17 protein-coding genes and 29 tRNA genes are annotated in these 21,430 nt (G+C 46.7%); 4 read left to right on the top strand and 42 right to left on the bottom strand.

The features are described from left to right. Positions 1 to 30: 30 nt before the first annotated feature. The gene (locus NC997_RS04735) at positions 31 to 1,407 is read right to left on the bottom strand and encodes a GTP-binding protein (protein WP_347276131.1); all 1,377 of its coding nucleotides are present in this window, start codon (positions 1,405 to 1,407) and stop codon (positions 31 to 33) included. Between the two features lie 145 nt (positions 1,408 to 1,552). Here NC997_RS04735 and NC997_RS04730 point away from each other — a divergent pair, with 145 nt between their 5' ends. After that, positions 1,553 to 2,362, top strand: coding sequence for a hypothetical protein (locus NC997_RS04730; RefSeq protein WP_190528544.1), 810 nt, complete (start codon positions 1,553 to 1,555; stop codon positions 2,360 to 2,362). A 130-nt stretch (positions 2,363 to 2,492) separates the two neighbouring features. Here NC997_RS04730 and NC997_RS04725 read toward each other — a convergent pair whose 3' ends face one another. The 37 genes from NC997_RS04725 to NC997_RS04545 all read right to left on the bottom strand — a co-directional run bounded on the left by NC997_RS04725 (position 2,493) and on the right by NC997_RS04545 (position 14,794). Beyond that, positions 2,493 to 3,557 (bottom strand): tRNA-dihydrouridine synthase family protein, encoded by a 1,065-nt coding sequence (locus tag NC997_RS04725; protein WP_190528330.1) that lies wholly within the window; start codon positions 3,555 to 3,557, stop codon positions 2,493 to 2,495. 300 nt (positions 3,558 to 3,857) lie between these two features. Beyond that, positions 3,858 to 4,481 (bottom strand): hypothetical protein, encoded by a 624-nt coding sequence (locus tag NC997_RS04720; protein WP_190528328.1) that lies wholly within the window; start codon positions 4,479 to 4,481, stop codon positions 3,858 to 3,860. A 610-nt stretch (positions 4,482 to 5,091) separates the two neighbouring features. Next, positions 5,092 to 5,823, bottom strand: coding sequence for an ATP-grasp domain-containing protein (locus NC997_RS04715; RefSeq protein ID WP_190528326.1), 732 nt, complete (start codon positions 5,821 to 5,823; stop codon positions 5,092 to 5,094). Between the two features lie 459 nt (positions 5,824 to 6,282). Then, positions 6,283 to 7,215, bottom strand: a complete 933-nt coding sequence (locus NC997_RS04710) for a hypothetical protein (RefSeq protein WP_190412525.1) — start codon at positions 7,213 to 7,215, stop codon at positions 6,283 to 6,285. A 286-nt stretch (positions 7,216 to 7,501) separates the two neighbouring features. After that, a tRNA-Lys gene (locus NC997_RS04705) sits at positions 7,502 to 7,573 on the bottom strand. A gap of 12 nt (positions 7,574 to 7,585) precedes the next feature. Beyond that, positions 7,586 to 7,657, bottom strand: a tRNA-Asn gene (locus NC997_RS04700). Between the two features lie 165 nt (positions 7,658 to 7,822). Next, positions 7,823 to 7,920, bottom strand: a tRNA-Asn gene (locus tag NC997_RS04695). Positions 7,921 to 8,243: 323 nt separating this feature from the next. Continuing rightward, positions 8,244 to 8,329: transfer RNA gene (locus NC997_RS04690), tRNA-Ser, on the bottom strand. A 7-nt stretch (positions 8,330 to 8,336) separates the two neighbouring features. Further along, positions 8,337 to 8,410 (bottom strand) — tRNA-His (locus NC997_RS04685). Between the two features lie 5 nt (positions 8,411 to 8,415). After that, positions 8,416 to 8,489: transfer RNA gene (locus NC997_RS04680), tRNA-Ala, on the bottom strand. Positions 8,490 to 8,495: 6 nt separating this feature from the next. Further along, positions 8,496 to 8,572: transfer RNA gene (locus NC997_RS04675), tRNA-Ala, on the bottom strand. 318 nt (positions 8,573 to 8,890) lie between these two features. Next, positions 8,891 to 8,963, bottom strand: a tRNA-Arg gene (locus tag NC997_RS04670). 9 nt (positions 8,964 to 8,972) lie between these two features. Next, positions 8,973 to 9,047: transfer RNA gene (locus tag NC997_RS04665), tRNA-Val, on the bottom strand. 88 nt (positions 9,048 to 9,135) lie between these two features. Next, positions 9,136 to 9,207 (bottom strand) — tRNA-Gly (locus NC997_RS04660). 52 nt (positions 9,208 to 9,259) lie between these two features. Continuing rightward, positions 9,260 to 10,105: a TIGR02452 family protein gene (locus NC997_RS04655; RefSeq protein WP_190528324.1), complete on the bottom strand. Its 846-nt coding sequence runs from the start codon at positions 10,103 to 10,105 to the stop codon at positions 9,260 to 9,262. Between the two features lie 181 nt (positions 10,106 to 10,286). Further along, a tRNA-Thr gene (locus tag NC997_RS04650) sits at positions 10,287 to 10,358 on the bottom strand. 132 nt (positions 10,359 to 10,490) lie between these two features. Then, positions 10,491 to 10,562, bottom strand: a tRNA-Thr gene (locus NC997_RS04645). A 92-nt stretch (positions 10,563 to 10,654) separates the two neighbouring features. Then, positions 10,655 to 10,729 (bottom strand) — tRNA-Leu (locus NC997_RS04640). Positions 10,730 to 10,846: 117 nt separating this feature from the next. After that, a tRNA-Pro gene (locus NC997_RS04635) sits at positions 10,847 to 10,921 on the bottom strand. 4 nt (positions 10,922 to 10,925) lie between these two features. Further along, positions 10,926 to 11,001 (bottom strand) — tRNA-Leu (locus NC997_RS04630). A 9-nt stretch (positions 11,002 to 11,010) separates the two neighbouring features. Continuing rightward, a tRNA-Leu gene (locus NC997_RS04625) sits at positions 11,011 to 11,086 on the bottom strand. A 30-nt stretch (positions 11,087 to 11,116) separates the two neighbouring features. Beyond that, positions 11,117 to 11,189: transfer RNA gene (locus NC997_RS04620), tRNA-Gln, on the bottom strand. A 4-nt stretch (positions 11,190 to 11,193) separates the two neighbouring features. Then, a tRNA-Gln gene (locus NC997_RS04615) sits at positions 11,194 to 11,265 on the bottom strand. A gap of 8 nt (positions 11,266 to 11,273) precedes the next feature. Continuing rightward, a tRNA-Asn gene (locus NC997_RS04610) sits at positions 11,274 to 11,345 on the bottom strand. 7 nt (positions 11,346 to 11,352) lie between these two features. After that, positions 11,353 to 11,427 (bottom strand) — tRNA-Phe (locus NC997_RS04605). 9 nt (positions 11,428 to 11,436) lie between these two features. Continuing rightward, positions 11,437 to 11,522 (bottom strand) — tRNA-Ser (locus tag NC997_RS04600). 103 nt (positions 11,523 to 11,625) lie between these two features. Then, positions 11,626 to 11,700, bottom strand: a tRNA-Trp gene (locus NC997_RS04595). Between the two features lie 45 nt (positions 11,701 to 11,745). Next, positions 11,746 to 11,828 (bottom strand) — tRNA-Tyr (locus NC997_RS04590). Positions 11,829 to 11,840: 12 nt separating this feature from the next. Continuing rightward, positions 11,841 to 11,924: transfer RNA gene (locus NC997_RS04585), tRNA-Ser, on the bottom strand. 103 nt (positions 11,925 to 12,027) lie between these two features. After that, positions 12,028 to 12,100: transfer RNA gene (locus NC997_RS04580), tRNA-Met, on the bottom strand. Between the two features lie 22 nt (positions 12,101 to 12,122). Continuing rightward, a tRNA-Lys gene (locus tag NC997_RS04575) sits at positions 12,123 to 12,195 on the bottom strand. Between the two features lie 6 nt (positions 12,196 to 12,201). After that, positions 12,202 to 12,275: transfer RNA gene (locus NC997_RS04570), tRNA-Cys, on the bottom strand. A gap of 53 nt (positions 12,276 to 12,328) precedes the next feature. After that, a tRNA-Glu gene (locus NC997_RS04565) sits at positions 12,329 to 12,401 on the bottom strand. 44 nt (positions 12,402 to 12,445) lie between these two features. Continuing rightward, positions 12,446 to 12,519, bottom strand: a tRNA-Asp gene (locus tag NC997_RS04560). Positions 12,520 to 12,694: 175 nt separating this feature from the next. After that, complete coding sequence (locus NC997_RS04555) at positions 12,695 to 12,895, bottom strand: hypothetical protein (RefSeq protein WP_190412523.1); 201 nt, start codon at positions 12,893 to 12,895, stop codon at positions 12,695 to 12,697. A gap of 156 nt (positions 12,896 to 13,051) precedes the next feature. Next, complete coding sequence (locus NC997_RS04550; protein WP_277881818.1) at positions 13,052 to 13,186, bottom strand: hypothetical protein; 135 nt, start codon at positions 13,184 to 13,186, stop codon at positions 13,052 to 13,054. A 33-nt stretch (positions 13,187 to 13,219) separates the two neighbouring features. Beyond that, positions 13,220 to 14,794, bottom strand: a complete 1,575-nt coding sequence (locus NC997_RS04545) for a metallophosphoesterase (RefSeq protein WP_190528322.1) — start codon at positions 14,792 to 14,794, stop codon at positions 13,220 to 13,222. 193 nt (positions 14,795 to 14,987) lie between these two features. Between NC997_RS04545 and NC997_RS04540 the strand changes: the two genes are divergently transcribed. Next, on the top strand, positions 14,988 to 16,319 hold the full coding sequence (locus NC997_RS04540) for a GTPase (protein ID WP_190528320.1): 1,332 nt from the start codon (positions 14,988 to 14,990) through the stop codon (positions 16,317 to 16,319). 72 nt (positions 16,320 to 16,391) lie between these two features. On the opposite strand, the gene NC997_RS04535 is transcribed toward NC997_RS04540, so the two are convergent. Continuing rightward, complete coding sequence (locus tag NC997_RS04535) at positions 16,392 to 16,907, bottom strand: dihydrofolate reductase family protein (RefSeq protein WP_190412520.1); 516 nt, start codon at positions 16,905 to 16,907, stop codon at positions 16,392 to 16,394. A gap of 11 nt (positions 16,908 to 16,918) precedes the next feature. Beyond that, on the bottom strand, positions 16,919 to 18,151 hold the full coding sequence (locus NC997_RS04530) for a DUF4336 domain-containing protein (protein WP_190528318.1): 1,233 nt from the start codon (positions 18,149 to 18,151) through the stop codon (positions 16,919 to 16,921). A gap of 142 nt (positions 18,152 to 18,293) precedes the next feature. Between NC997_RS04530 and NC997_RS04525 the strand changes: the two genes are divergently transcribed. After that, a complete protein-coding gene (locus tag NC997_RS04525) occupies positions 18,294 to 18,431 on the top strand; it encodes a hypothetical protein (RefSeq protein WP_348257763.1) in 138 nt (45 codons plus the stop codon). Positions 18,432 to 19,005: 574 nt separating this feature from the next. Here NC997_RS04525 and NC997_RS04520 read toward each other — a convergent pair. Next, positions 19,006 to 19,878, bottom strand: a complete 873-nt coding sequence (locus NC997_RS04520; protein WP_190528316.1) for a hypothetical protein — start codon at positions 19,876 to 19,878, stop codon at positions 19,006 to 19,008. 578 nt (positions 19,879 to 20,456) lie between these two features. On the opposite strand from NC997_RS04520, the gene NC997_RS04515 reads away from it, so the two are divergent. Continuing rightward, a complete protein-coding gene (locus tag NC997_RS04515; protein ID WP_190528314.1) occupies positions 20,457 to 20,645 on the top strand; it encodes a hypothetical protein in 189 nt (62 codons plus the stop codon). A 4-nt stretch (positions 20,646 to 20,649) separates the two neighbouring features. Here NC997_RS04515 and NC997_RS04510 read toward each other — a convergent pair whose 3' ends face one another. Beyond that, positions 20,650 to 21,186, bottom strand: coding sequence for a PadR family transcriptional regulator (locus tag NC997_RS04510; RefSeq protein ID WP_190528312.1), 537 nt, complete (start codon positions 21,184 to 21,186; stop codon positions 20,650 to 20,652). Positions 21,187 to 21,430 lie beyond the last annotated feature (244 nt).

Below are 21,430 nucleotides of genomic sequence, written 5' to 3'. Positions count from 1 at the left end.
AAGGGGTTGGGGGTTAGGTTTTGCGTTCATCTATTTGCTTTGATTGCTTGGAGATGTTCCGCCGAATTGCAACAATTCCTGCCGCAAGCGATAAAGAATTGTATTCGGTTCTACCTGATTGAGAATCTCTTGAATGACGGTATTCGCTCCCAACTGTCCCCACGTGCAGCCTTGCTCTAGATACACCTGCGCCGCCCGACCGACTGCATAAGCTCCATATCCGGCGATACCAGCTTGGGCGATCGCTGCACCGCCATAAGCCGTAATATTGGTTGGACTCTCCCCAGCCCCAATCGCTGCCGCACTCTTGCCCAACCCGAAAACTAAACTACTGCCGAATTCACCCAGCAGCAAGCCGCCCGAACTAAACACAATGGTTTTCCAAAGCTTTCCAACTTCATAACCCGTCATCGGCAACCCATACAGCCGCGACAAGGAGCGAATTAGCGCCAAATCCGCCACCGTTCCTGCCAAAACATCCAGAACAGCAATCGGATTGAGCGCAACCGCGATCGCTTTGTATCTCACATAGCTCCAAATTAGCTGCTCCGCCTCAGTTTCACGAGCCGCCACCACTTTCTGAGCAATGCTTGCTTCAGCTTCTCTTGCCTGAACTAAGGCATTGAGCGCTAAAAGCGATCGCCCTTCTCGATTCAGAATTCCCAAAATCTTCTGCTTCAATTCATCCACCTGCGGCGGCGGCGTCTCCCATTCCTGCGTGACGCGACCATCGGGCCACTCTACACGCACCTCTAGGGGTGCAGGTTCCGCCGCCACCATGACAATTTCATCCTCTTGTAAAGACGGAAGCGATCGCGTCTCCCGACTGCCAGCACCCAAAATTTGCAACTGTTGATAAATCGCTTGTCGGTCTTGCTCCGGATATAGGTCAATCTTGTTAAATACTAAAATTAAAGGCTTCTGGCTCAGGCGCAATTCGCACAGTGCCTGATACTCCGTTCGCGTGATATCACCTGCCACCACAAACAAAATCAGGTCAGATTGACGCGCTACTTCCCGCGCCATTTCTGCTCGCGCTTGCCCCTGAATTTCATCCAATCCAGGCGTATCAATCAATTCCACCTGCACCTTACCCGCCGCGTTAGGCGTCCAGCGCACGGAACGGGGCCACTGAGTCACCCCATTCAGCGGCCCAGTTTGCAGAATTTTCTGCCCCACTAAGGCATTTAACACTGCTGATTTGCCGCGACTGACTAAACCAAAAGCGGCTATCCGAATCACACCCTGGTCTAACTTATCCAGCGTAGACTTTAAAAAATCCAGTTCAGTTTGCAGCGCTGCGGTTGCTTCTAATTTTGAAGGGTGCCGTTGGCTGCGAGAGTGGGAATACCAAGACAGCGCTTGCCGCAGACTGGCACGAGCGCGATTGAAGTGAGTTTCTTGCAGAGTGCTGCGTGCAGAGGATGTGTGACCCCCAACAGCGGCATTGGTTTGGGATAATTGAGGATGGCTCAAGGCTAGATTAGAAGAAGCTACAGATCCATTTTCGCTCGATATCTCATTGCGATCGCTTGATTGCACTCTACCTGAAATGAAAAATCCACTTCTTTGTTCTCTTTTCCTAACCACCTTCCTGGTGGGTGGCTCTCCCATCATTAATGCAGTGCAAGCTGAGCAACCGATTCTACTCGCTCAGTCGGTATGGAAGCCCTTCGCTTCACGCGCAGGCGGCTTCACCGTGTTGATGCCCGGTGCACCGAACCAAAGTCAGGAAACGATTCAGACTAAAGGTGGGCCAATTAAAGTCCAACTCTTCCAGAGTTTCCGACCGAATCAAGCCGGTTATGTCGTTGGTTATTCCGACCTCCCGGCTAATCTGATCAAGACTCCTAGTGATGTTAACAGTTTCTTGGCTGGGGCAATTACTGGATTTGCAAATAGTTCAAAAGGGAAGCTTTTAAGCCAACGAAATATTAATTTAGGAAGTTACCCCGGAAGAGAATTTAAACTGCAACTCTCTCAAGGAGTAATCGTTAAAAGTAGATTTTATTTGGTAGACCGGAGACGATTTTATCAGGTCTTCGTAGTAACAGATAAAGAACAAGACTTAGTTAAAAGTATTGATGGTTTTTTGACTTCTTTCAAACTTACTAAAAATTCATCGGCAGCCCGAAACGTCCCCAAGGAAAACCTCAATGCCTCTTTACAAAAGGCAGTCTGCACTCAAAATTGGACGCAAGCGATCAAAGTAATCGATCGAATGAGAAAAGTTGTCCGCGATCCAAACACTCAAAGTCAGTTAGTAGCCTATCGACAGCAATTACGAGGTTTGGCGAATTCTGATGTACCCGTTCCTGCGTCACTTCTTACTGGTTGCACTGCTGCTGTGCCAGCAAAATAAACACGCTACAACAATAGCAATCCAATTTTAGTTGTGAGGCAACCCTTCAGATACCCGACTTCGTAAGAGTTGTCGGGTATTTCGCCTTCACGAATCATTTAGGATTGCGATCGCACTGGATTCTCTATTTTCAGTTTGCGATCAATTCGCGGGCAGTCTCGCAGCTAGGACGAGCCAGAAGTCTAGGATACGGCTCCGACGCAAATTCTTGGTCGGGGTTGCTTAATAAATAGCGATCGCATACTCCAAATAGTTCCGCTTCAGTCTGGGATAGGCGCATATCTTTTAAAAAAGATCCGGCGGCATCCACACTCTGACCGATGTAATTTAGATACATCTTCATATAGCTAACCCGCGCTTTCTCCGGTACTGTCCATGCTGTCATCGTTCGACGCAGTAGCTCAATGTAACCGCGAACTTCACCCAGCGTTACGGTCGAAACAGGTTGACCGCTCAGGTATTGGCGAATTTGCTTAAAAATCCAAGGATTTCGGATTGCAGCACGACCAACCATCACCCCTGCGGCTCCTGTCGTGTCTAGAACCGCTGCTGCTGTTGCGGCAGATGTCACGTTTCCGTTGGCTAAAACTGGGCAATTAACCCGTTGTACGGCATGGGCAATCAGATCGTAATGCACGTTGCCATAATACATTTCTTTGACAGTACGACCGTGCAAGCTCAGCAAATCAATTTTGTGCAGGTTAATCAAGTCGAGGATACGATCGAAATTAGCGGTATCTTCAAAGCCAATTCGCATTTTGACCGTCAACAGCCCATCGACAGCCCCCCTCAACTCGCCAAGGATTTGGCTAATCTTTTCGGGATCGCGTAACAATCCTCCACCCACGTTTTTGCGATAAATTCTTGGCGCAGGACATCCCATATTCAGGTCGATACCCGCGACAGGATAGCGGCTTAGTTCTTTAGCAATGCGTACTAGATCGGAAACACTCTCACCAATGAGCTGAGCAAAGATGGGACGTCCGGTGGAGTTCTCTGTAATTGATCTGAGGATATTTTTATCTAAACTTGAACTCGTATGGACGCGAAAATACTCAGTAAAGAAATAATCAGGACTGCCATAGTTAGCGATCGCGCTCATGAACAGCAGATCCGTCACATCCTGCATGGGAGCAAGCGCCGTTAATTTCAGTCCCGGATACATAGGAGGCGGAAGTAGAGCGGATTGTGACATTTGCGCGGTCGGTTGATGTTGGATAAAAAATTATTTGTTGCGCTCGACAAACTTCTTGTCACTCGGACTAAAAAGCTTGAAAGCTTGTAGAATCCCAACTTGGATTTAGATAATCATCCTTTTCAGATCGTCCCATACAGGGACTTATTATTTTAGCTTTAAAAAGATGTCATTTCAATAGGTAATGGTTACTGCCTGTACCTTTTAAAATGACGAAGGTTTGTTAATAGAAACAAATATCTTTTATTCTAAAATTATTCAACACCAATTAATCAATTCATTCTAATTAACGCCAGTTACTCAAAAATTATAACCAACTCCAATTAAAAGTCCGACATCAGCATTGCGATTAGCGGGGAAGCCTGCATTTGCCCGTACCGTGCCCGTTAAGTCTCTTGATAACGGAACATCAACGCCGCCAGAAATAAGTGGACTGATATTCAGACCATCGGCAATCCTGAGCATGACTCCTCCACCAAGGAAAGGGGAGATAATAGTTTGTCCAGATGCACCGCGAATGGGAAACTCACCAGTTAGGGCAATCATCGAAGTTGCAGTGCGATCGCCAAATATGATTGTGGCATCGTGCAAAGACAGGTTGTCCGTAAATCCGACCTTGGTCAGAATCGCTAGACCTCCCGTTCCTAGGGTAGTCGTATCACCCGCTAGTCCGATAGCACCTCCAAGACCGATATAGCTGCGCCGGGGACGAGATTCTGGTTCGGGATTGACCTGAGCTTTCAGCGGTGCATTTGTTTGTGAAGGAACTGCATCTGATTGCTGCAAAACACCTTTAAAAGTAGCATCAGGGGTTGACAGTGAACCTGCTGACTGGGCGTAGGATTGCGCTGGCTCTAAGACAGCGGAGCTAACTAAGCAGACAAGACTCAGTTTTAGAAAACTTACAAAAGGTTGCAACATCATTTTTTTACTCATGATTGATTATAGGTGTTGCTCAAAAAGGAATGCTTTCCTGAGCAAAATGGAACAATTAACCTGTCCGCCCCTTTTCCGAAATGAAGTGTCCAAACGGTAACGCCGCTGAGGTGTCAGAAAACAGTCATCATAAAGATTGAATCATGTGGGCGCGATCGCGTGTTTGTTGAGAAACTGTTGTCGCTTCTCGCAACTCAAAGAGCATCAGATATCCCACGTCCATCTAGTCTAAGCGTTTGTTAGGCATTCAAAAGCCTGGGATTGCTGGTTTTATAACTCAATCTAGTCTACGAGGTGACTTGATTGCACTAAAAGGAGAGTGGCGATGCTATCCATAAATAAGGGAATAGCCTGATGCTGTGTTCTGGTATAGGATTCTCAAGTATTATCCTCACCAATAGCTTAACGGTATAACTATTTATTCAACTGCACGAAGAGGTTTAACACGCTTATGGGGAAGGGAAACCGGAACCGATGAACGTCTTTAGAGCATTCGATTTTCTAAGTGAACCTTCCTTCGCTCCGCTACCTAACTTATTAGTTGATTTCCTGACTGCTCATCGTACAAATACCGTGATACTTGCAGCCTAACTATATGTTATGCAGCAACAACAGCATACCGTAGCACTTCTAAAACCTCAATGGGATCGCAACCATACAAACCTGCTCCCCAGGCTGCATTTTGTTCAACAACTGCCCATCCTCTTCCTTGAATCATACCTACGTCAATTACTGATGCCTGAATAATCTCTACCTGTTCATCTGATAGTAGAGTTTCGATGAACTCCCGAACCTCGCACTCTTCCTCTTCAGTATGTACAAAATCATTCTCTCGCTGTAACTCTCCATCGCGGAGATAGACTGAGAATGTTTTCAGAGAGCGATTCAAAATAAAACAACGAAACTCCTTTTTCCACTCCACAATTTCCGCTATTAGCACTGGCATCTCATCGGGATAATCGCTTGGCAATTCCTTACCTTGATAAACGCGGGCAGGGAAACTTTTGTCGTTTGGCGGTTTGATAAAAGCTGCTTTTTCTATGCTCCGTGCTTCACCGAGGGTACTGAGATAAACCCAACGCTTCCGATATTCTTCAGGTAAATTGGGTAGCCAATCATCTGGTGCGTCAAGTAAGTGAAGTCCAAGTTGCTCCGCTATCATCTCTGTCATCAATGCTTCCACATACAAGACTGGTTCGGGTACAAGTTTTAATTCATCAGGTAGCCGCCAGTTCATTAGTCGCTCGACTCGCCAACCCAGACGATTAGCTGCACGCCATAAAGCCTGAGAATCGTCAGTGTAGCGTGGAGTCAAAATCAGAGTTGGCATCAGTTACAAAGTCTTTAAATGCTAGCAGGCAATCTCTAATTATAAGCAAACCACCGGGGAGGTACTGCCCCTCTTCCCTCTGCGTTATCAGCACAGTGCGTCGTTTCTTGGCTTCCGGTGCTTAATGTAATGACGTACCATCCTCAGCACACATCCATCAATACGAGTACTGCCATCTTTCCATCCCACATCGACAAGCTGATAGCGATCGCATCCTTGGAATGCTAAGAGCAAAATTCATCTTGGCGTATATGCAAAGCAGAAGTATAGGTTGGGTTTCCTTGCATTAACTCAAGCTATGACGATGAGCGATCGCACTTCTGTTGCAGCACATTATTTATGAAGTCCCATAATGAATTTTCTGCATTTTTCAGCATTTGTGTAACATCCAAAACCTAACCTCCTTATCATCTAGTAATGGAAACTAGGACGACACTAGCTGTCCAATACAGCAAAGTGTTAGGTGTACTCCTCCTCATCTTCATCTTCGTTTAAGAATGCTTCACCATTACCATCTAATAATTGACTCATCTCAGAAGGCAGCTCAATACCTTTTTCTCGGAGTTTAATACTTATTTCACGCAGTTGGTTTATATGAGTGGAAATTTCTTCCAGCTCATCTATTAAGTTACCCACTTCTTCATCAGTGACTTCGCCACAGACAACACAGGTACCTTGTAAAATCGATGCACTACGGGTTCCACAATTCATACATAGGTAAATAGTGTCTTTTGCATTGCGGGAAGACCAAAGTTTAGCAACTTCCTCCTTTGACTCTGTGCCTGCTGAACCAAGTTCAGCAAGTAAACCACCTAAAGTCTCCACAATTGGATCAAAATCATTTGTCCAAGGTTCCCAACTCCATTCTTCGGTGAGCGTCACACCAAAAAGTCGATAGGTTAAGTAATTACACAGGGATAGGAAATCTAGAGAAACAGCACGCGCTTCCTCCAATCTAAAGCTAAACATATAATGCTCAATTGCATTACGTATATCTTTTGCCTGCTGGATTAGAGCTACTTGTTGTGGTGAAAGAAGTGATGGTTCGAGAGCTATGAGCTTGTTTAGGGCATCTGGCAGCCCAATAGTGTAGGTTCTGGATTTATTTCGGAAGACATCATTAGGATTCTGCTGATATATGTATCCCTTAATAATCAGTTCAAGTGCTTGTATGAGATGCAAGATTGCAAACTTGTAGTGATAAGTATTTGGAGGCTTAGTAAAAAGCTCTCCTCCCCAAGATTTTAGACAGCCTTTCTCATCTCTCCATGAGACAAAACCATCTTCGTCATATTCTTTGCCAAAATCAACAGATTGCTCCGCTAACTCTAAATGTTCAACTGCGTGATAAAGGCTGTGATAGCCATTTTGCAGCAAATTCAGTTTCAGCATTACTTAATAATTTTTCTGATTTTTTTTTGATACGCTAATTATCTATTGAACCGCATCGAACGGTTTAACACACTTATCTGTAAGTTGCCCTCCCCAAAGGATACCCTGACTAGAGTAGTAGCGTAACTAATGGATAATTAGCAGTCTTGAGAAACCTGTGTCAGCCGTCTTGAACCTAAAACTCAACAGTCAAAATTTCATTAATCAGTCCACCGGGGAGGTACTGCCCCTCCTACAGCAATGTTGTAAGCATTGCACCTCGCTTTTCGGTCTCCAGTGGAAATAATGGGTGGTATAGGAGTTGAACCTATCTGGTGCTGGTTAAAAGCCAGCTGCACAGCCGATATGCCAACCACCCGCACAAATGAAACTGCCAGAGTGGGGGTCGAACCCACAACCTTGCGGTTAACAGCCGCTTGCTCCGCCATTGAGCTATCTGGCATTAACCCCTTACCCAAGAGTCGAACTTGGCTACCATTCTTAGGAGGAATAAGTCTGCATCCAGCAGGTAAGGGAAGTTTTATCCCGTGCAAGTCGAAAAAGCATTTGGTTTTGTCGGTTAACAGCCGAGTGTGTATGCTTTGTCTGTTAGGACACGGGTGAAAATTGGCTCCGGGAGTAGGACTTGTAGGCACAGCCTTCAAGGGAGAGTACCTACAACAACGCGGTTAACAGCCGCGAACTCTGCTATTGAGCTATCCCGGAATAACCCCTCGCCCAAGAGTCGAACTTGGTCGCCAGCCTTCGGAGGGCTAGGTCTGCATCCCGCAGGCAAGGGAAACCCCTCTGGATGGAGTCGAACCATCAAGTCCGGCGTTCGTAGCACCAGATCCTATTCCGTTGGCAGAGGGAAATCCACTGGGAAGGTACTGCCCCTTCTATAGCCGCGTTATCAGCACGGTGCTTCGCTTTTCAGCCTCCAGTGGACAAAGGAAGATGGAGGAATCGAACCCCTACGACATCACTGCCGTACCACGGTTTTCAAGGCCGCTTGCCGTCCATTCGGCGGCATCTTCCGAGTTGAATAACGGAAGCTGGAGGAGTCGAACCCCTACAGTTATTCACTGCACTCCTGTGTTCGAGACAGGTTGCCGTCCTCTCGGCAGCAGCTTCCATTCAGGGGTGTCTGACGGGAATCGAACCCGCTATGACTGGTTCCACAAACCAGCGCCGCTACCGCTTTGGCTTCAGACACCATGATGGAGTCAAGGAGAATCGAACTCCTAACCTCTTGCGTGCAAAGCAAGCGCTCGTGCCTTTTGAGCTATGACCCCTAAATTTGGTGGATACTGGTCAGAATCGAACTGACATCTTTCTACTTGCAAGGTAGATGCTCTACCAATTGAGCTACAGACCCGTGTTTTGTGTTGTTGAATGCGATCGCATTCTCGCGTGCAAGTTATCAGAGCATTTTGCGTTTTCTCAGTTACTAGAGGGACTCCGCCGATGAGTTGTTACACACTCTTTAAAGGATGGCTACCTTGAAGCCAACCTGCCGGGTTCTTCGCACTCCTCGTTCTCAAACGCCCGCTGTGTTTGAACAGCGTTACTTTTCCTCTCGTACTAAAGTATGTAGGCTCTAGTGATTGGGTCACGCAAGATGCGATCGCCGTAATTGCAAAATATCAACAAACCAACTTAATTCACCTCCTTAAATTAAGAAGCGTTAAACCAGCGCCTCCACTAGGATTTGAACCTAGGACAATCACTTTAGAAGAGTGCTGCTCTTTCCCCTGAGCTATGGAGGCAATCTAAATTGGTAGTCCTGGCAGGATTTGAACCCGCAACCCCTTGCTTGTAAGGCAAACGCTCCACCATTGAGCTACAGGACTACGAAAGCGAGTGATGGGATTTGAACCCATGCGCTGAGTGTGGCGCACTCAGATGCTAGCCGCTACATCACACCCGCATATTTAACAGAGCGGACAACGGGACTCGAACCCGTATCATAAGCTTGGAAGGCTAATGTGCTAGCCATTGCACCATATCCGCATATCTAAAATCTGAAACTGCTTGAGGCGTTGATTCTAGTTGTGAGGGAATCCTATTTTTCTGATGAAAATCGACTTTGAAATTCTCCAAATATTCTGCTTTCTTTAGAAGAGTCAAGTACAGAAAATAGAACGCTTTTGAATCTCCCCCAAAATTGACCGTTGGGTAATAAGAAATCTGCAAACATTTGGGCAACCATTGATGGCTCATTTTTAAATACCCCACATCCCCAAGCCCCTAAAACTAGAGCATCGCATCCATAGTAAACAGCTAAGCTCAACAATTTTGCACCGCGACTATACAGAACTTCGGGTATTTTTTCAGCATCCTTGGGTTGGTTTCTCCAAATGGCACCAGCATTAGGAGCTGGACTTGTTATGAAATCAACCAGAAAAGGTTTCTCTAAAAGCGTTCCATCATCTTTTCGGAAGATTGGACAACCGGGTGAGTAGATGATGCGATCGGAGTATAGGAGCGATCGCTGAGAACGATGGAAATCGTAGTATTCGGGGCATTTTAACAGGCTTTTATAAAGTGCCGAACTACGCGCCAGACTCTCTTCTTGGGCTTGAGCGCCTTTGAGAAATCCACCTCCAGGGTTTTTAGCAGAAGCAAAATTGAGAACGGCAATTTTTTGAAAGTTTTGCGATCGCGTTATGCGTTCTGCTCCCATCAGAGTTGTCTCATTCCTAACCTCAAATTCTATATTTGAGAATTGAGGAGAGCTAGAGAGAACGTTTTGTTTGATAGTTGAGAGGGTATCGGGTTCGTAGTATTTTGTCTGAGCAAGACAGGATACCAATCCTTGACCAATATCGACCTGTTTACCTTCAGGGGAGTAGTAGTAGCCTGCTTCGAGAATTTCTAGCGTGTCTTGAGCGATCGCAATCCGCCTCATGATTTCTGCTCTAATTCGTTAGCACAAAATTAACAGACGATTAGCCTCTGCATTTTAGCCATGCCATTCAGTTCAACAAGATATAGAGAAGAAGTGAGCTAAAGCATCTGTAACCGTCATCGTTGTCATATTTCCCTCCTCTTTAAACTCAAAAAATAGACTGTTAGCATAGCCACACCCAAGCAGATGGCGAGACTCGAACTCGCATAGGCAGTTTACAAGGCTGCTGTGTTGCCATTAACACCACACCTGCAATCAGAAAGCAGACGGCGGGGGTTGTTCGCGTCAGCGTTCCCGTTCGGCGTTAGCCGTTACCGAAGGCTAGGGTACACACATCAAGGGCCTACCATGCCCTTATGTTTCCGGTTACGCCACATCTGCTTGAAGCAGGCGGCGAGAGTTGAACTCGCATCAGAAGATTACGAAACTTCTATGCTTGCCATTGCACCACGCCTGCAATTTGGTGGCGGGGGCAGGAGTTGAACCTGCTGATAAGAGGCTTATGAGACCTCCAAGCCTACCCTGGCTACTTCACCCGCATCGCACCAATGCCCCTGACTGGACTTGAACCAGCAACCTCTTCGTTCTAAGCGAAGCGCCTCGTGCCAATTGGGCTACAGGGGCAAAATGATTGGTCTATTCGTATTCGGGCTTTAACACCCAATACCCCTGGCTGGGATCGAACCAGCATAAACTTTGCACTCAACAAAGTATGTCTACCTGTTGCATCACAGGGGTAAATCGGGGTGGCAGGATTTGAACCTGCGACCTTCAGCTCCCAAAGCTGCCGCGCTAGCCAAGCTGCGCCACACCCCGTTAATGCTCCTGGTGGGATTTGAACCCACACATAGACTGTTTTTAAGACAGCCGCCTACTTCCAATTGGGCTACAGGAGCGAGTTTTGATGCTCCCGGTGAGACTCGAACTCACACATAGACTGTTTTTGAGACAGCCGCCTACTTCCAATTGGGCTACAGGAGCGTGATGAAAGCTGCCTTCTCAGGGGCAGAACTGGGGAGGCAGGGCTTGAACCTGCATTTTTCCGCTTTCAAAGAGCGGTGCCATGCCATTAGGCGACTCCCCAATAAATGCCGAGGTAGGATTCGCACCTACAACTTCATAATTCAGAGTTATGCGACTTGCTATTCGTCCACTCGGCAATGAAAGGCTGCCCTGGTAGGGATTGAACCTACGACCGTTCGCTTAACAGGCGACTGCTCTTCCACTGAGCTACAAGGCAACGACAGCCCCCCAGGTCAGAATCGAACTGACGACCTCCTGTGCTTCAAACAGGCGCTAACTACCAACTGAGCTACCGGGGGAAGTTTCAACGGAGAGGACAGGATTTGAACCTGCGTTAGGTAAAACCTAATCAGACTTTCCAAGTCTGCGCCTTAAGCCACTCGACCACCTCTCCAAGTTGACGAGAGCGGAGGAACTTGAACCCCCACGTCTACCCTCCGGGAAGCAAGCTACGGTTTCGTAGACAGAGAGTTTATCCAGTTAAACGACGCTCTCAATGGCGCGGGGACTGAGATTTGAACTCAGATCATCGATTTTGGAGATCGAGATGTTGCCAATTACACCATCCCCACATACGATTTGAACTTTGAATCTAAAATTAAAAATCCAAAGTCCAATGGGTCGGGCAGGATTCGCACCTGCAATGCATAAAAGCGGCGGTTTTACAGACCGCTGCCCACCCTAATAGGCGAGCCGACCCAAATGAAAAAGGCGGAGAGGACAGGACTCGAACCTGCAATGGGTTGCCCCAAACTTCTTTAGCAGAAAAGCGCTTTTACCATTCAGCCACCTCTCCAGATAGCCCCAAAGGGATTTGTAGGCGAAGCCTTCTCGAAGGGTACCCTTGTACTCGCCTTGAGGGGGCGATGTCCTAAACCGCTAGACGATGAGGCTTTGAGTAGGAGTAGTAGGAATTGAACCTACGACGAGCCTCTTATGAGAAGGCTGCTCTACCACCTGAGCTATACTCCCTCGATTGCAGTCTTCAGGGCAGTGGGAGTAGCAGGACTCGAACCTGCAACCATACGGTTAAGAGCCGCCTGCTCTGCCAATTGAGCTATACTCCCTTTGAGAGGTCGAGGTGGGATTTGAACCCACGAATTTCTCTTTTGCAGAGAGACGCCTTAAGCCTCTTGGCGACTCGACCTCGGCGATTTGGGCAATTTACAATCTGAAAGAAACAGATACTAAATCGCCCCATAGTCCCAACGGGGTTTGAACCCGTATTCCAGTATTGAAAGCACTGTGTCCTAGCCGCTTAGACGATGGGACCTTGTAGCGAGATGAGATTAAGAATTTTTATCTCTATTTGCTGAACGAGGCTGACGGGACTTGAACCCGCGACATCTTGTTCGACAGACAAGCACTCTACGCAACTGAGTTACAGCCTCATCAATTCAGCAATCTTGCTACAAACGTGTTACATCTCCGGGCTGTGGGGGGCATTGCTTGCTAGGCTATTCCCCCACTTGAGATGTCTGTGCTTAATTAAAAATGCACAGTATCAATCGTTAAATAGGTGATTTCTTATTCAGTTTTCAAGGTTCAGAAAAAGATGGAAAATATTTACAGAAATAATCGCCTTTCTAGGTAATAAACCTGTTGGGTATTACGCCTAGATTCAGCAGTTTTGGTTTGAGTGAGGTGTGTATTATCCGCTTGTTCAGTATCTACTTCAGATTTTTGGGAAGTAGGCTGATGCTGCACCTCAAAGGATTCTGGCGGATGCCAGCCTTTATTGATTCGTTGGATGTAAAGTAACATCATGACTTTTTTGGGTTAGAGGTTTTTGTCTCTTCCCCTCTTTCAATATATTTATACTACATAAATACTACAAAGAGTGTCAAGGGGTTGGGGAAAAATATTTTGGGAATTTTGCAAGGATGCAGGAAACCTACCCAAACTCCTGACTGAGCTTAAGTTTTATGCCTGACATTTTGCCAAGCCATCTATATATATAAGGAATTGCAGGCTGTAGTATGGGATGTGCGATCGCTCATCCCCTGGTGGATGGTTCCCTGGCAGATAGCACTGACGCAAGACAAAATCGAGGGTCACTGACCCTAGAGCGATCGCTTATCCTACAAAAACTTAGATTGAAAACGCTTCAATCTCGCTATTACTCCACTCTCGCCGCGATCGCTCAGCGATAAACGGTCGGACTTTGAACTTCGGAGGGCGACCGTCAAAGACATCAATTCGCAAAAATGAGTAAGGTCGTCGCTTCTGCAACCCCTGACCATGACGACCGACAAAAAGCAGCGATTTTGCCACCAAGCGGGTGTCACCGCCCTTGATTCCCCCAAAATTCTCCGTCAATTCTGCTCCCTCAGACCGCTGACGGCGGAGACTGTGACCGCTGCCACCACAAACGATCCAATTGATATTGGAGTCACCGTATCCGGTATCGCCAGTTTGGAGATATTCCAGACAGTGAGCGTGACCGTTCAGAATCAGATCGACCAGCGGACGCCCCTCCGCCTCGTTTCCGACTGCTTGCTTCACCGCATCTAACACCCGGCGGAGACGCTGACGAACTGCTAAAGTTTGCGCCTGGTGCCACTTCGTCGCCTCTGTAACATAGGGGGGATGGTGGAAATAAATGACCCGCCCGCGCACCTCGGCGGTATTCCAAGATTCAATCAGCCTTTGCCTCAACCAGTCCAGCTGCTCGAAATCAGTGACTGTCGTTTCGTCGGCTGCCAGTTGCTTGTTGATGTCAATCAAAAGTTCGTCGATTTGCTCTAGTTTGGCTTGATTGTCATCCAGCTGTTCAGCCTCTTCGGGTCGCCCGGAACTCAGTAGAGCTGAGGCTTCCATGATTTGAAGTTTCTGCCGTTCCAAGTCAGACCGACGATTTTCTAATTCGCTACGGTAGTCGTCCCCCTCTTGAGTCGTTGGCAGGGGGATTGGCGCATTGAAAGTATTTGAATCGAGTGCAAAGAAATCAATTCCACCGCTGCGAAACGTGTAATAGCGGTTAGGTAAGCGGGTGAAGCGTCCCGGTTGATAAGAAAGACAGCGACCTGTATCCGTCTTGGCAGTGTAATGACGATCTAGATGACGAGCCAATTCGCTCTCGCTATTGAACGCTTTGAGGTAGTCAAGAAACGCTCGTGCATAGGCATTCCCTTGACCCGAACCGTGCCAGCCAATGTCCAAGTCTAACTGAGAGCGCAGCAGGCGGCGTAAGGGCAGCGAAGCCTGGGCGATTAAACCATAGATAAAGGGTAGGTCATAGTAATCGTGGTTCCCTGGCACCGGCAAGAACGGCATATTGAAGACCATTTGATCGTAGGCAATGCGTTCCGGGCGATCGCCTCCTACCAAAAACTCTCGGTAGGGAGAAATAAAGTTTTTTAGGTAGTATTCGCTGGAGCCAACCAGATAGATCACGTCGCCGGTGTGCAACACGAAACGGCTCTGTTCGCGGTGGGCAAGCATGAGTTCTGCGATTTGTCGTTGGGGGTTGTATCCTCGATAGGAGCCGGAGCCGCTATCTCCCACGACTAAAAATGAGAACTCCGGAGTGTCAGAAGCGCCATCGTCTAAAACCATCCGGGTTTGATCGATTCCTCTGTCCACAAGACTCGGTGCAAGCCATCGCACTCTTTCGTTCATCTTACGGATTTTGACCGAGATCGGTGGATCGGATACAAATTGCATAGCTGCTTTACTCCCAGATTTCTCTGTGCCCTCGTTGCTCGTCCCACTGCATGCTGATTGTACCTGCCTGCGTTCGCAGAAGGCTTCTATCGGTTTATATTAGTTTTCCGATCGGCGAGAGCGACGAGTAGCTTGCTTGTAGTCTAGAAGATAGACACGATGTAATCTGAATCTATCCGCCGTTTTAATGTCTATGACTGAGCAACGTGATGCTGATTCGTCGTCAATGGATTCTCAGCAACCTAGCGAACCAACGGATGCTGTGACGACTGAGTCGGTCAATGATTCTCCCAAAAACCGCATTGCGGGTGTTTGGAACGACGCAACCGCACGTTTGAGGCAACTGCTACCTGTAGAACAAGTGGCACAAAAGACTGTTGGGTGGTTTAGTGTCAGCGAAGACCGGGTTGCAGAGATTTTGGAGACGGTTCGAGCTGAACTCCCCACGACAGAAGCCCTTTTGATTGGGAAACCTCAAGCGGGGAAAAGTTCGATTGTGCGGGGGCTGACAGGCGTTTCTGCTGAGATTGTCGGTCAGGGATTTCGCCCTCACACGCAACACACGGAACGGTATGCTTATCCTTCGAGCGATGTGCCGTTACTCATTTTTACAGATACGGTCGGGCTAGGAGATGTAAATCAGGACACTCAGGCGATCGTTAAAGAATTGGTTGGCGATTTGGAACAGGAGAGTCGTTCTGCCCGAATTCTTATTCTGACAGTCAAAATCAATGATTTTGCAACCGACACACTGCGACAGATTACGACTCAGCTGCGTCAGCAGTATCCAGATATTCCTTGTCTGCTAGCTGTCACCTGCTTGCATGAGGTTTATCCTCCCGGTACTAACGATCATCCCGCTTATCCACCCGATTATGAGGAGGTTAACCGAGCTTTCGGTGCCATTCAACAAGCGTTTGCCGGAGTGTGCGATCGCTCCGTTATGATTGACTTCACCCTGGAAGAAGATGGTTACACGCCGGTATTTTATGGCTTAGAGGCGCTGCGAGATACCTTGGCAGACCTCCTACCAGAAGCGGAAGCGCGGGCGATTTATCAATTATTAGATAAGGGCGCTAGCGAACAAATTGGCAACCTCTACCGAGATGTTGGACGCCGTTATATGTTGGCATTTTCCATCATGGCAGCCGCGATTGAGGCGGTACCGTTGCCATTTGCCACCATGCCTGTCCTAACTGCCTTGCAAGTCTCAATGGTCGGTTTGTTAGGAAAATTGTACGGGCAAACCCTGAGTCCATCGCAGGCGGGGGGGGTCGTTAGCGCGATCGCCAGTGGCTTTTTAGCACGGGCAATCGGACGGGAGTTAATTAAATTCTTACCGGGTTTTGGGAGCGCGATCGCTGCTTCCTGGGCAGCTGCCTACACCTGGTCATTAGGCGAAGGTGCCTGCGTCTATTTCGGTGACTTAATGGGGGGTAAAAAACCCGATCCTCAGAAAATTCAGTCTGTGATGCAAGAAGCGTTTAAAACAGCGCAAGAACGATTTAAAGGAATCAAGCGTTGATAAAACCTGTGCCAATTTGCATTGCAGCAAGAATTGAAACAGCGCATCGATTTCTATTGCCATTTACTCACTTTAATGCACTACATCATAAGACAGTTGCACAAGACCAGAATCATAAGTTTGACATTTAGTAAGATTCAAAGATTGAGAAATTGTTCCATTATCAAATAATGGAATTCCTTCACCCAATATCGTTGGATGTATTGAAAGAATTAGCTCATCTACTAGGTTCTGACTCATCAAGGCATGAGTCAGTTGAGATCCGCCAACTAACCAGATATTCTTTCCATCTACCTGACGCAATTGCTCTACAAATTCCGTGATGTCTTCCCTGATAACTTCAGCATTGCTATCTGCTGGAAAGAGAGGATTTTTTGTAAACACATAGCTTTTTACACCTTTGTAAGGATACTCACCGAAAGTCAGCACTTGCTCGTAAGTCTTCCTACCCATCAGAAGAGTATCAACACTGGCGAAGAATTCTGAATAGCCGTAATCTTGGTCTGTAAATAACCAGTCAATGTCGCCAGACTGTCGCGCAATATAACCGTCTAAACTGGATGCAATGAACAGGATAACTTTACGCATTGCTCTTTGTCCTATACCTTTTCCTTTGCTGGTGGTACGATGCCAAGCTTATTCAAACCTTTATCCAATACCTTGAGCAGTTGAAAATCTTGCTCTGGTAAGGGATAAGTGCTACTGCCGAACAATCCTGCACCTTGAGAAGGGTGCTTTTCTAAGAAGGAGAATGCTTGTCGAAACTGATGCGATTCTGCTTGAATTGGCGAGTCAAAATGGCAGGGAATAATTCGCTGAAAGTCCCAACTTGCTACCTTATCTGCCCATTCGATGGTTTCTTTGGGTGCGCGGTTGAGAATCAAAGTTTGTAGAATTGGTGCCACAAACAGACGACCATCTCCTCGCAGCGCATCGAACGACCGCTTCCAATCTGGCTTCCATCTAAAGGGAAACAAACCGAAATAAGCTTTCTTAGAACGTTCCGGTGCTTTGAGAGCATTGCGAAACACTTCACCCCATTTTGGGACTTCTAGTACGCCTGGTTGGAAGTACAAAGTAAATAGGGAGATGCGCTGCCATCCCTTCCGGCGATTTGCCTGAGTGTTGGCAACGATATCAGATGCCTGCTCCTTGGCATGGAACAGCAAAGGATAGGGATCTAATTGGACAATTGCAGGCGGATCTTCTGGTATGGAAATTACCGAATCGGTTACAAGTAGCGTGCGCGATCGCTTGTGAAAAAATGCAACTTCCGCGAACTTACCCGGTCCCAGGTAGATGGGACCTAGTATCGCGTAGTCAAACTGGTTGGCAAAGGGGGTAGTGCTGCTGTCTTGTGGAAGTACCTGAGTGCGTTTGGAAGGCAAACCCAGCCAACTGAGGGGGAGATTGAGGGGAAAACTCCACTGAGAAGGAGCCACAAAAACCTGTGCAAGCGGAAAACATCTAGCAAAGGGACCCACAAAGACTTTGTGTTCTAGTCCAGAAATCGTGGGTAGGATGATGTACTTGACATCTCCGTGTTCTGCTACCAATTCTTTGACAAGCCGGATACACTCAGGAGTCGGCGCAACAGGCGCATAGACGAGCAAACCCCCTTCATCTAGCTTAACGACTGTCATGCGAATCGGCACGACAACGTAGAAGATGCCCTGAAGCTGGTCAAAAGTCCAGACTGTATCCTGAACAACTTCTTTGCGAATAGTCCGCCGACTGCCAAAAGGATAGAGAGGCAAAGTGAACCAGAAAGACCAGGAAAAGTCCCTCAGATGAATCTGTTCTTCGTTTAGTGTGTGTTCATCATCAGCCACTTCACGACCCCCTTCCGCATTCGCTCAATCTGTGTTTATTTGAACTTCAGAAGTTGGAGTGTAGCAAATTGTTGTCACAATAAACTACATTTTTGTTAAAACTCAGCCTGCTTATACCATTTTAGATTTTAGATTTCAAATTTTGGATGGTAGAAGACTGGCAGCGATCGCGTACAGCCCTTTGGGCATGAAAACAGCGAAGCGAGGCGTTAGCCTAACGCTGACTTGTCAGTTCGCGTCCTTGCCAGTAGCCACTAACAACAATTTATTTGTACTCTAGCGCCCCTAAATGATTCCTGAAGGCGAGATACCCGAAAACTCTTACGGAGTCGGGTATCTGAAGGGTTAGCTCACCATTCAAATGCTAGGATTGCGACTACACGCTATTGAAGGCTGGACGAGGTTTCTGGCGATTGCACAAGAACTCCGGAATTTGGGATTTTACGGTTGAAGTCTTTGAGATGGTTTTTTTAAAGAGCGATCGCGTCTATATGTCACGGCTAACGGAGTGTGGCTTGAGATGAACCCCATTTATTTAGTTACAGCCATTTTTCTCGTTTTTGTCACCTACACAAAACCTAGTTGGTTTTGGCAAACTCGTAAGACACTCCAAATCAGACATAGAATTGGCGATCGCGCTACAGCTATTTTTTGTTACGCACTTGCAGTAGCGCTCATCATCAGCGCGATTATTTAATAATTGCTCCCACAAGCCTTTCCTTCTGCAAGGTTTGCTAGTATGCCAATGCCCTTGGTAAATCTTTGGCATACTAGCGCTTTCTCCTTGCGTTCTTTTCCCTAAAACTCAAGCTAGAAATAACAGTTTATAACTCAACTTTGTGTTGGGAGAATTGTTAGGGAGATACGGCTTTCAATCCTTTAGCTGTTAGGATTACCTCAGCTCCTTTCTTTACGGTTAAGATTGTTGAAGAGTCAGCTCCTTCAGGCTGATCGGGATTGCTGATTGGTGTCTCAAGAATGTAAAAATAATCCCCATTCGCCCAGCCTGTGGTGCAACTTCCATCCCGGCAAGTGATTTTACCTCCAGTTAAATTGATGCATTTTCCATTAGCATCACAACCACGGTAGCTAAGATTTCCCGTTCCATTGACTCCTGACCAAGATTTTGCATTACCAACCGTTATTGTCCACTCACCATTACTGAGAGTTTGTGAGTCAGTTGGAGCTTGAGAGTTTCCATCATCGATAATCTCCATTTTGGTTATGAGAGATTCTTGTTTGCTTTTGCCGCAAGGTTCGATGCTTTCACAATCATTAACAGAGAGGATTTCATAAGAGTTACGAACTTTCTTATTCAAGAAAGTTTTTTCTTGTTCGCAGACTTCAAATGATGCGCCCACATTCCTCTCAATTCTGTTTTCATCCACTAGGGTGATGTAGCATTTGAGGTCGCCCTGTACCATGCTTGTGACGGTACCAATGGTTGGCTGCTTGGTTGAAACTTGCTTATTTTTATCGCGTTTAACTTGGGTATTCGTTTGAGTTTTATTAGAAGAATCAGTGCTAATTTCGGTATTCGTTTGAGATTTATTAGAAGAATTAGCTTTGACTTCGCTATCTGTTTGAGCTTTATTAGAAGAATCCGCCTTCGTTTCTGGGGCGTTATTTGGTTGATTTTGCTGAGAAGCATTGGGAAGCGAGTTACCACAACTCACAAGCCAGAGAGAGCAAATAGTGAATGCAATTGTCTTGGTCAAATTTTTCATGTTTGAGTTTTTTCCAAAATTGAGTGAGTGCATTCTTGATAACTACGCTTTTGGGTCAGTAATAGGTATCTTCACTTCAAATTACTGTGTTTCCCGAAGCGCTAGAAAGCCTATGCTTTCCCGATAAGTTCTAAAATCCTTATAGAGCAAGGATTTTAGTTCGGAAAAAAGAAACCGATATTTGCTGTTTTTTGGCTAATCCTCTTCTCCTTTGGTGAGGCTACACATCAGATACCCCCAAACTCTGCCAAGGGAGCGATCGCATCGCACAGGAATGACTGAGCGCAGCCGCCTATACGATCGCTTGAAAAAAGAAGCTATTTTTTCTCTTTGCAAGGAGTAGCGGGGAGAAATCAGGATTCTCACTACCGTTTTTAAAAAGAAGGATATTTTCTCCCTTTTTCAAGGGAGTTTAGGCAAGCTCGTACCTTATCCGAAAAGGATTAGAGTCTGCCTTTGATCAAGAAATTTAGCAATTTTGGGTGGACTTGTTTGGATAGTGTACTTACTAGAGTGATTTTTCCCGTTTAACTGATTCAAACCTGTAAGAAGAATCACAGTAAAGGGAATTCAGAGTTATGACCGATGCCCGTCAAATGAAGATTCAATGGATTGCTGCTGAATTCAAGCGGTTAAATGCACAGCTTTCCGAGCTTTTGGAACAACAAAAGCAGATACCGAGGGAATCTTGCGATTGGTGGCAATTGCAGGATCTGATTAGCGAAGTGGAAGACGAGATAGAGGCGTTGGTTTTTACCTCTAGTTGATTCATTATGCGTTCCCGATCGCTTCTATAGCAGTCTTGAGCCAATCAATGTAAGTTTGTTCTCTGCGAATCGCTAATTCTAGTCCGAGCCGTTGCAGAATCTGCTCGCGGCTCGCAGAGCGATCGCTCAGGGTTGGCAAGTCAATATTTTCACACTCAGAGAGCTTTTGGCGGCGTGCGGCTAGTTGCTCCTCTAAAAGTTGAAGGATAGCTTCATCGGGTAACTGCGCCGCAAAATGCAACTGCACGAGTAAGGGATCTCGCACGGTTGGCAAGGGCTGAGGACATTGCAGCCATCGGATTAATTCGGCTTGCCCTGCCTCCGTCACGCTGTAAACTTTGCGATTTGGGCGATCGCTCTGAATCTCTAAAGTACAGGTAATCCACCCTTGCCCAACCAGTTTATCGAGGGTTCTGTAGATTTGTGCTTGGTCTGCGGGCCACAAGTGAGCAATACATCGATCGAAGCAGCTGGTTTTCAAGTCGTAACCCGTCCTCTCTTCTTGCTGAAGTAAACCCAGAATTGCGTGTGCTAGAGACATAGACGGTTTTCCGAAGAATGAAGTAGTGGAAGCTCTATTGGTTACTTACGATCTTATGCTAATATATGATCAATCATATATAGGAGCAATCAAAGTAAACGAGATGAATGATGGTTTGCTCCGACAAAGAACCTAAAGGCATCAGCTTCTTGCCGACCGGGGTTTATGACCCGATCTAGATAGACTTTCATACTCTGCAAGTGCTGGTTATCCGCATATTCTTTACCAGGGTTCTGATTAAACT

The sequence above is a fragment of the Trichocoleus sp. DQ-A2 genome (assembly GCF_039961915.1).
Lineage (GTDB): Bacteria > Cyanobacteriota > Cyanobacteriia > Cyanobacteriales > FACHB-T130 > FACHB-T130.
This window is presented reverse-complemented; position numbering and strand designations above follow the sequence as displayed.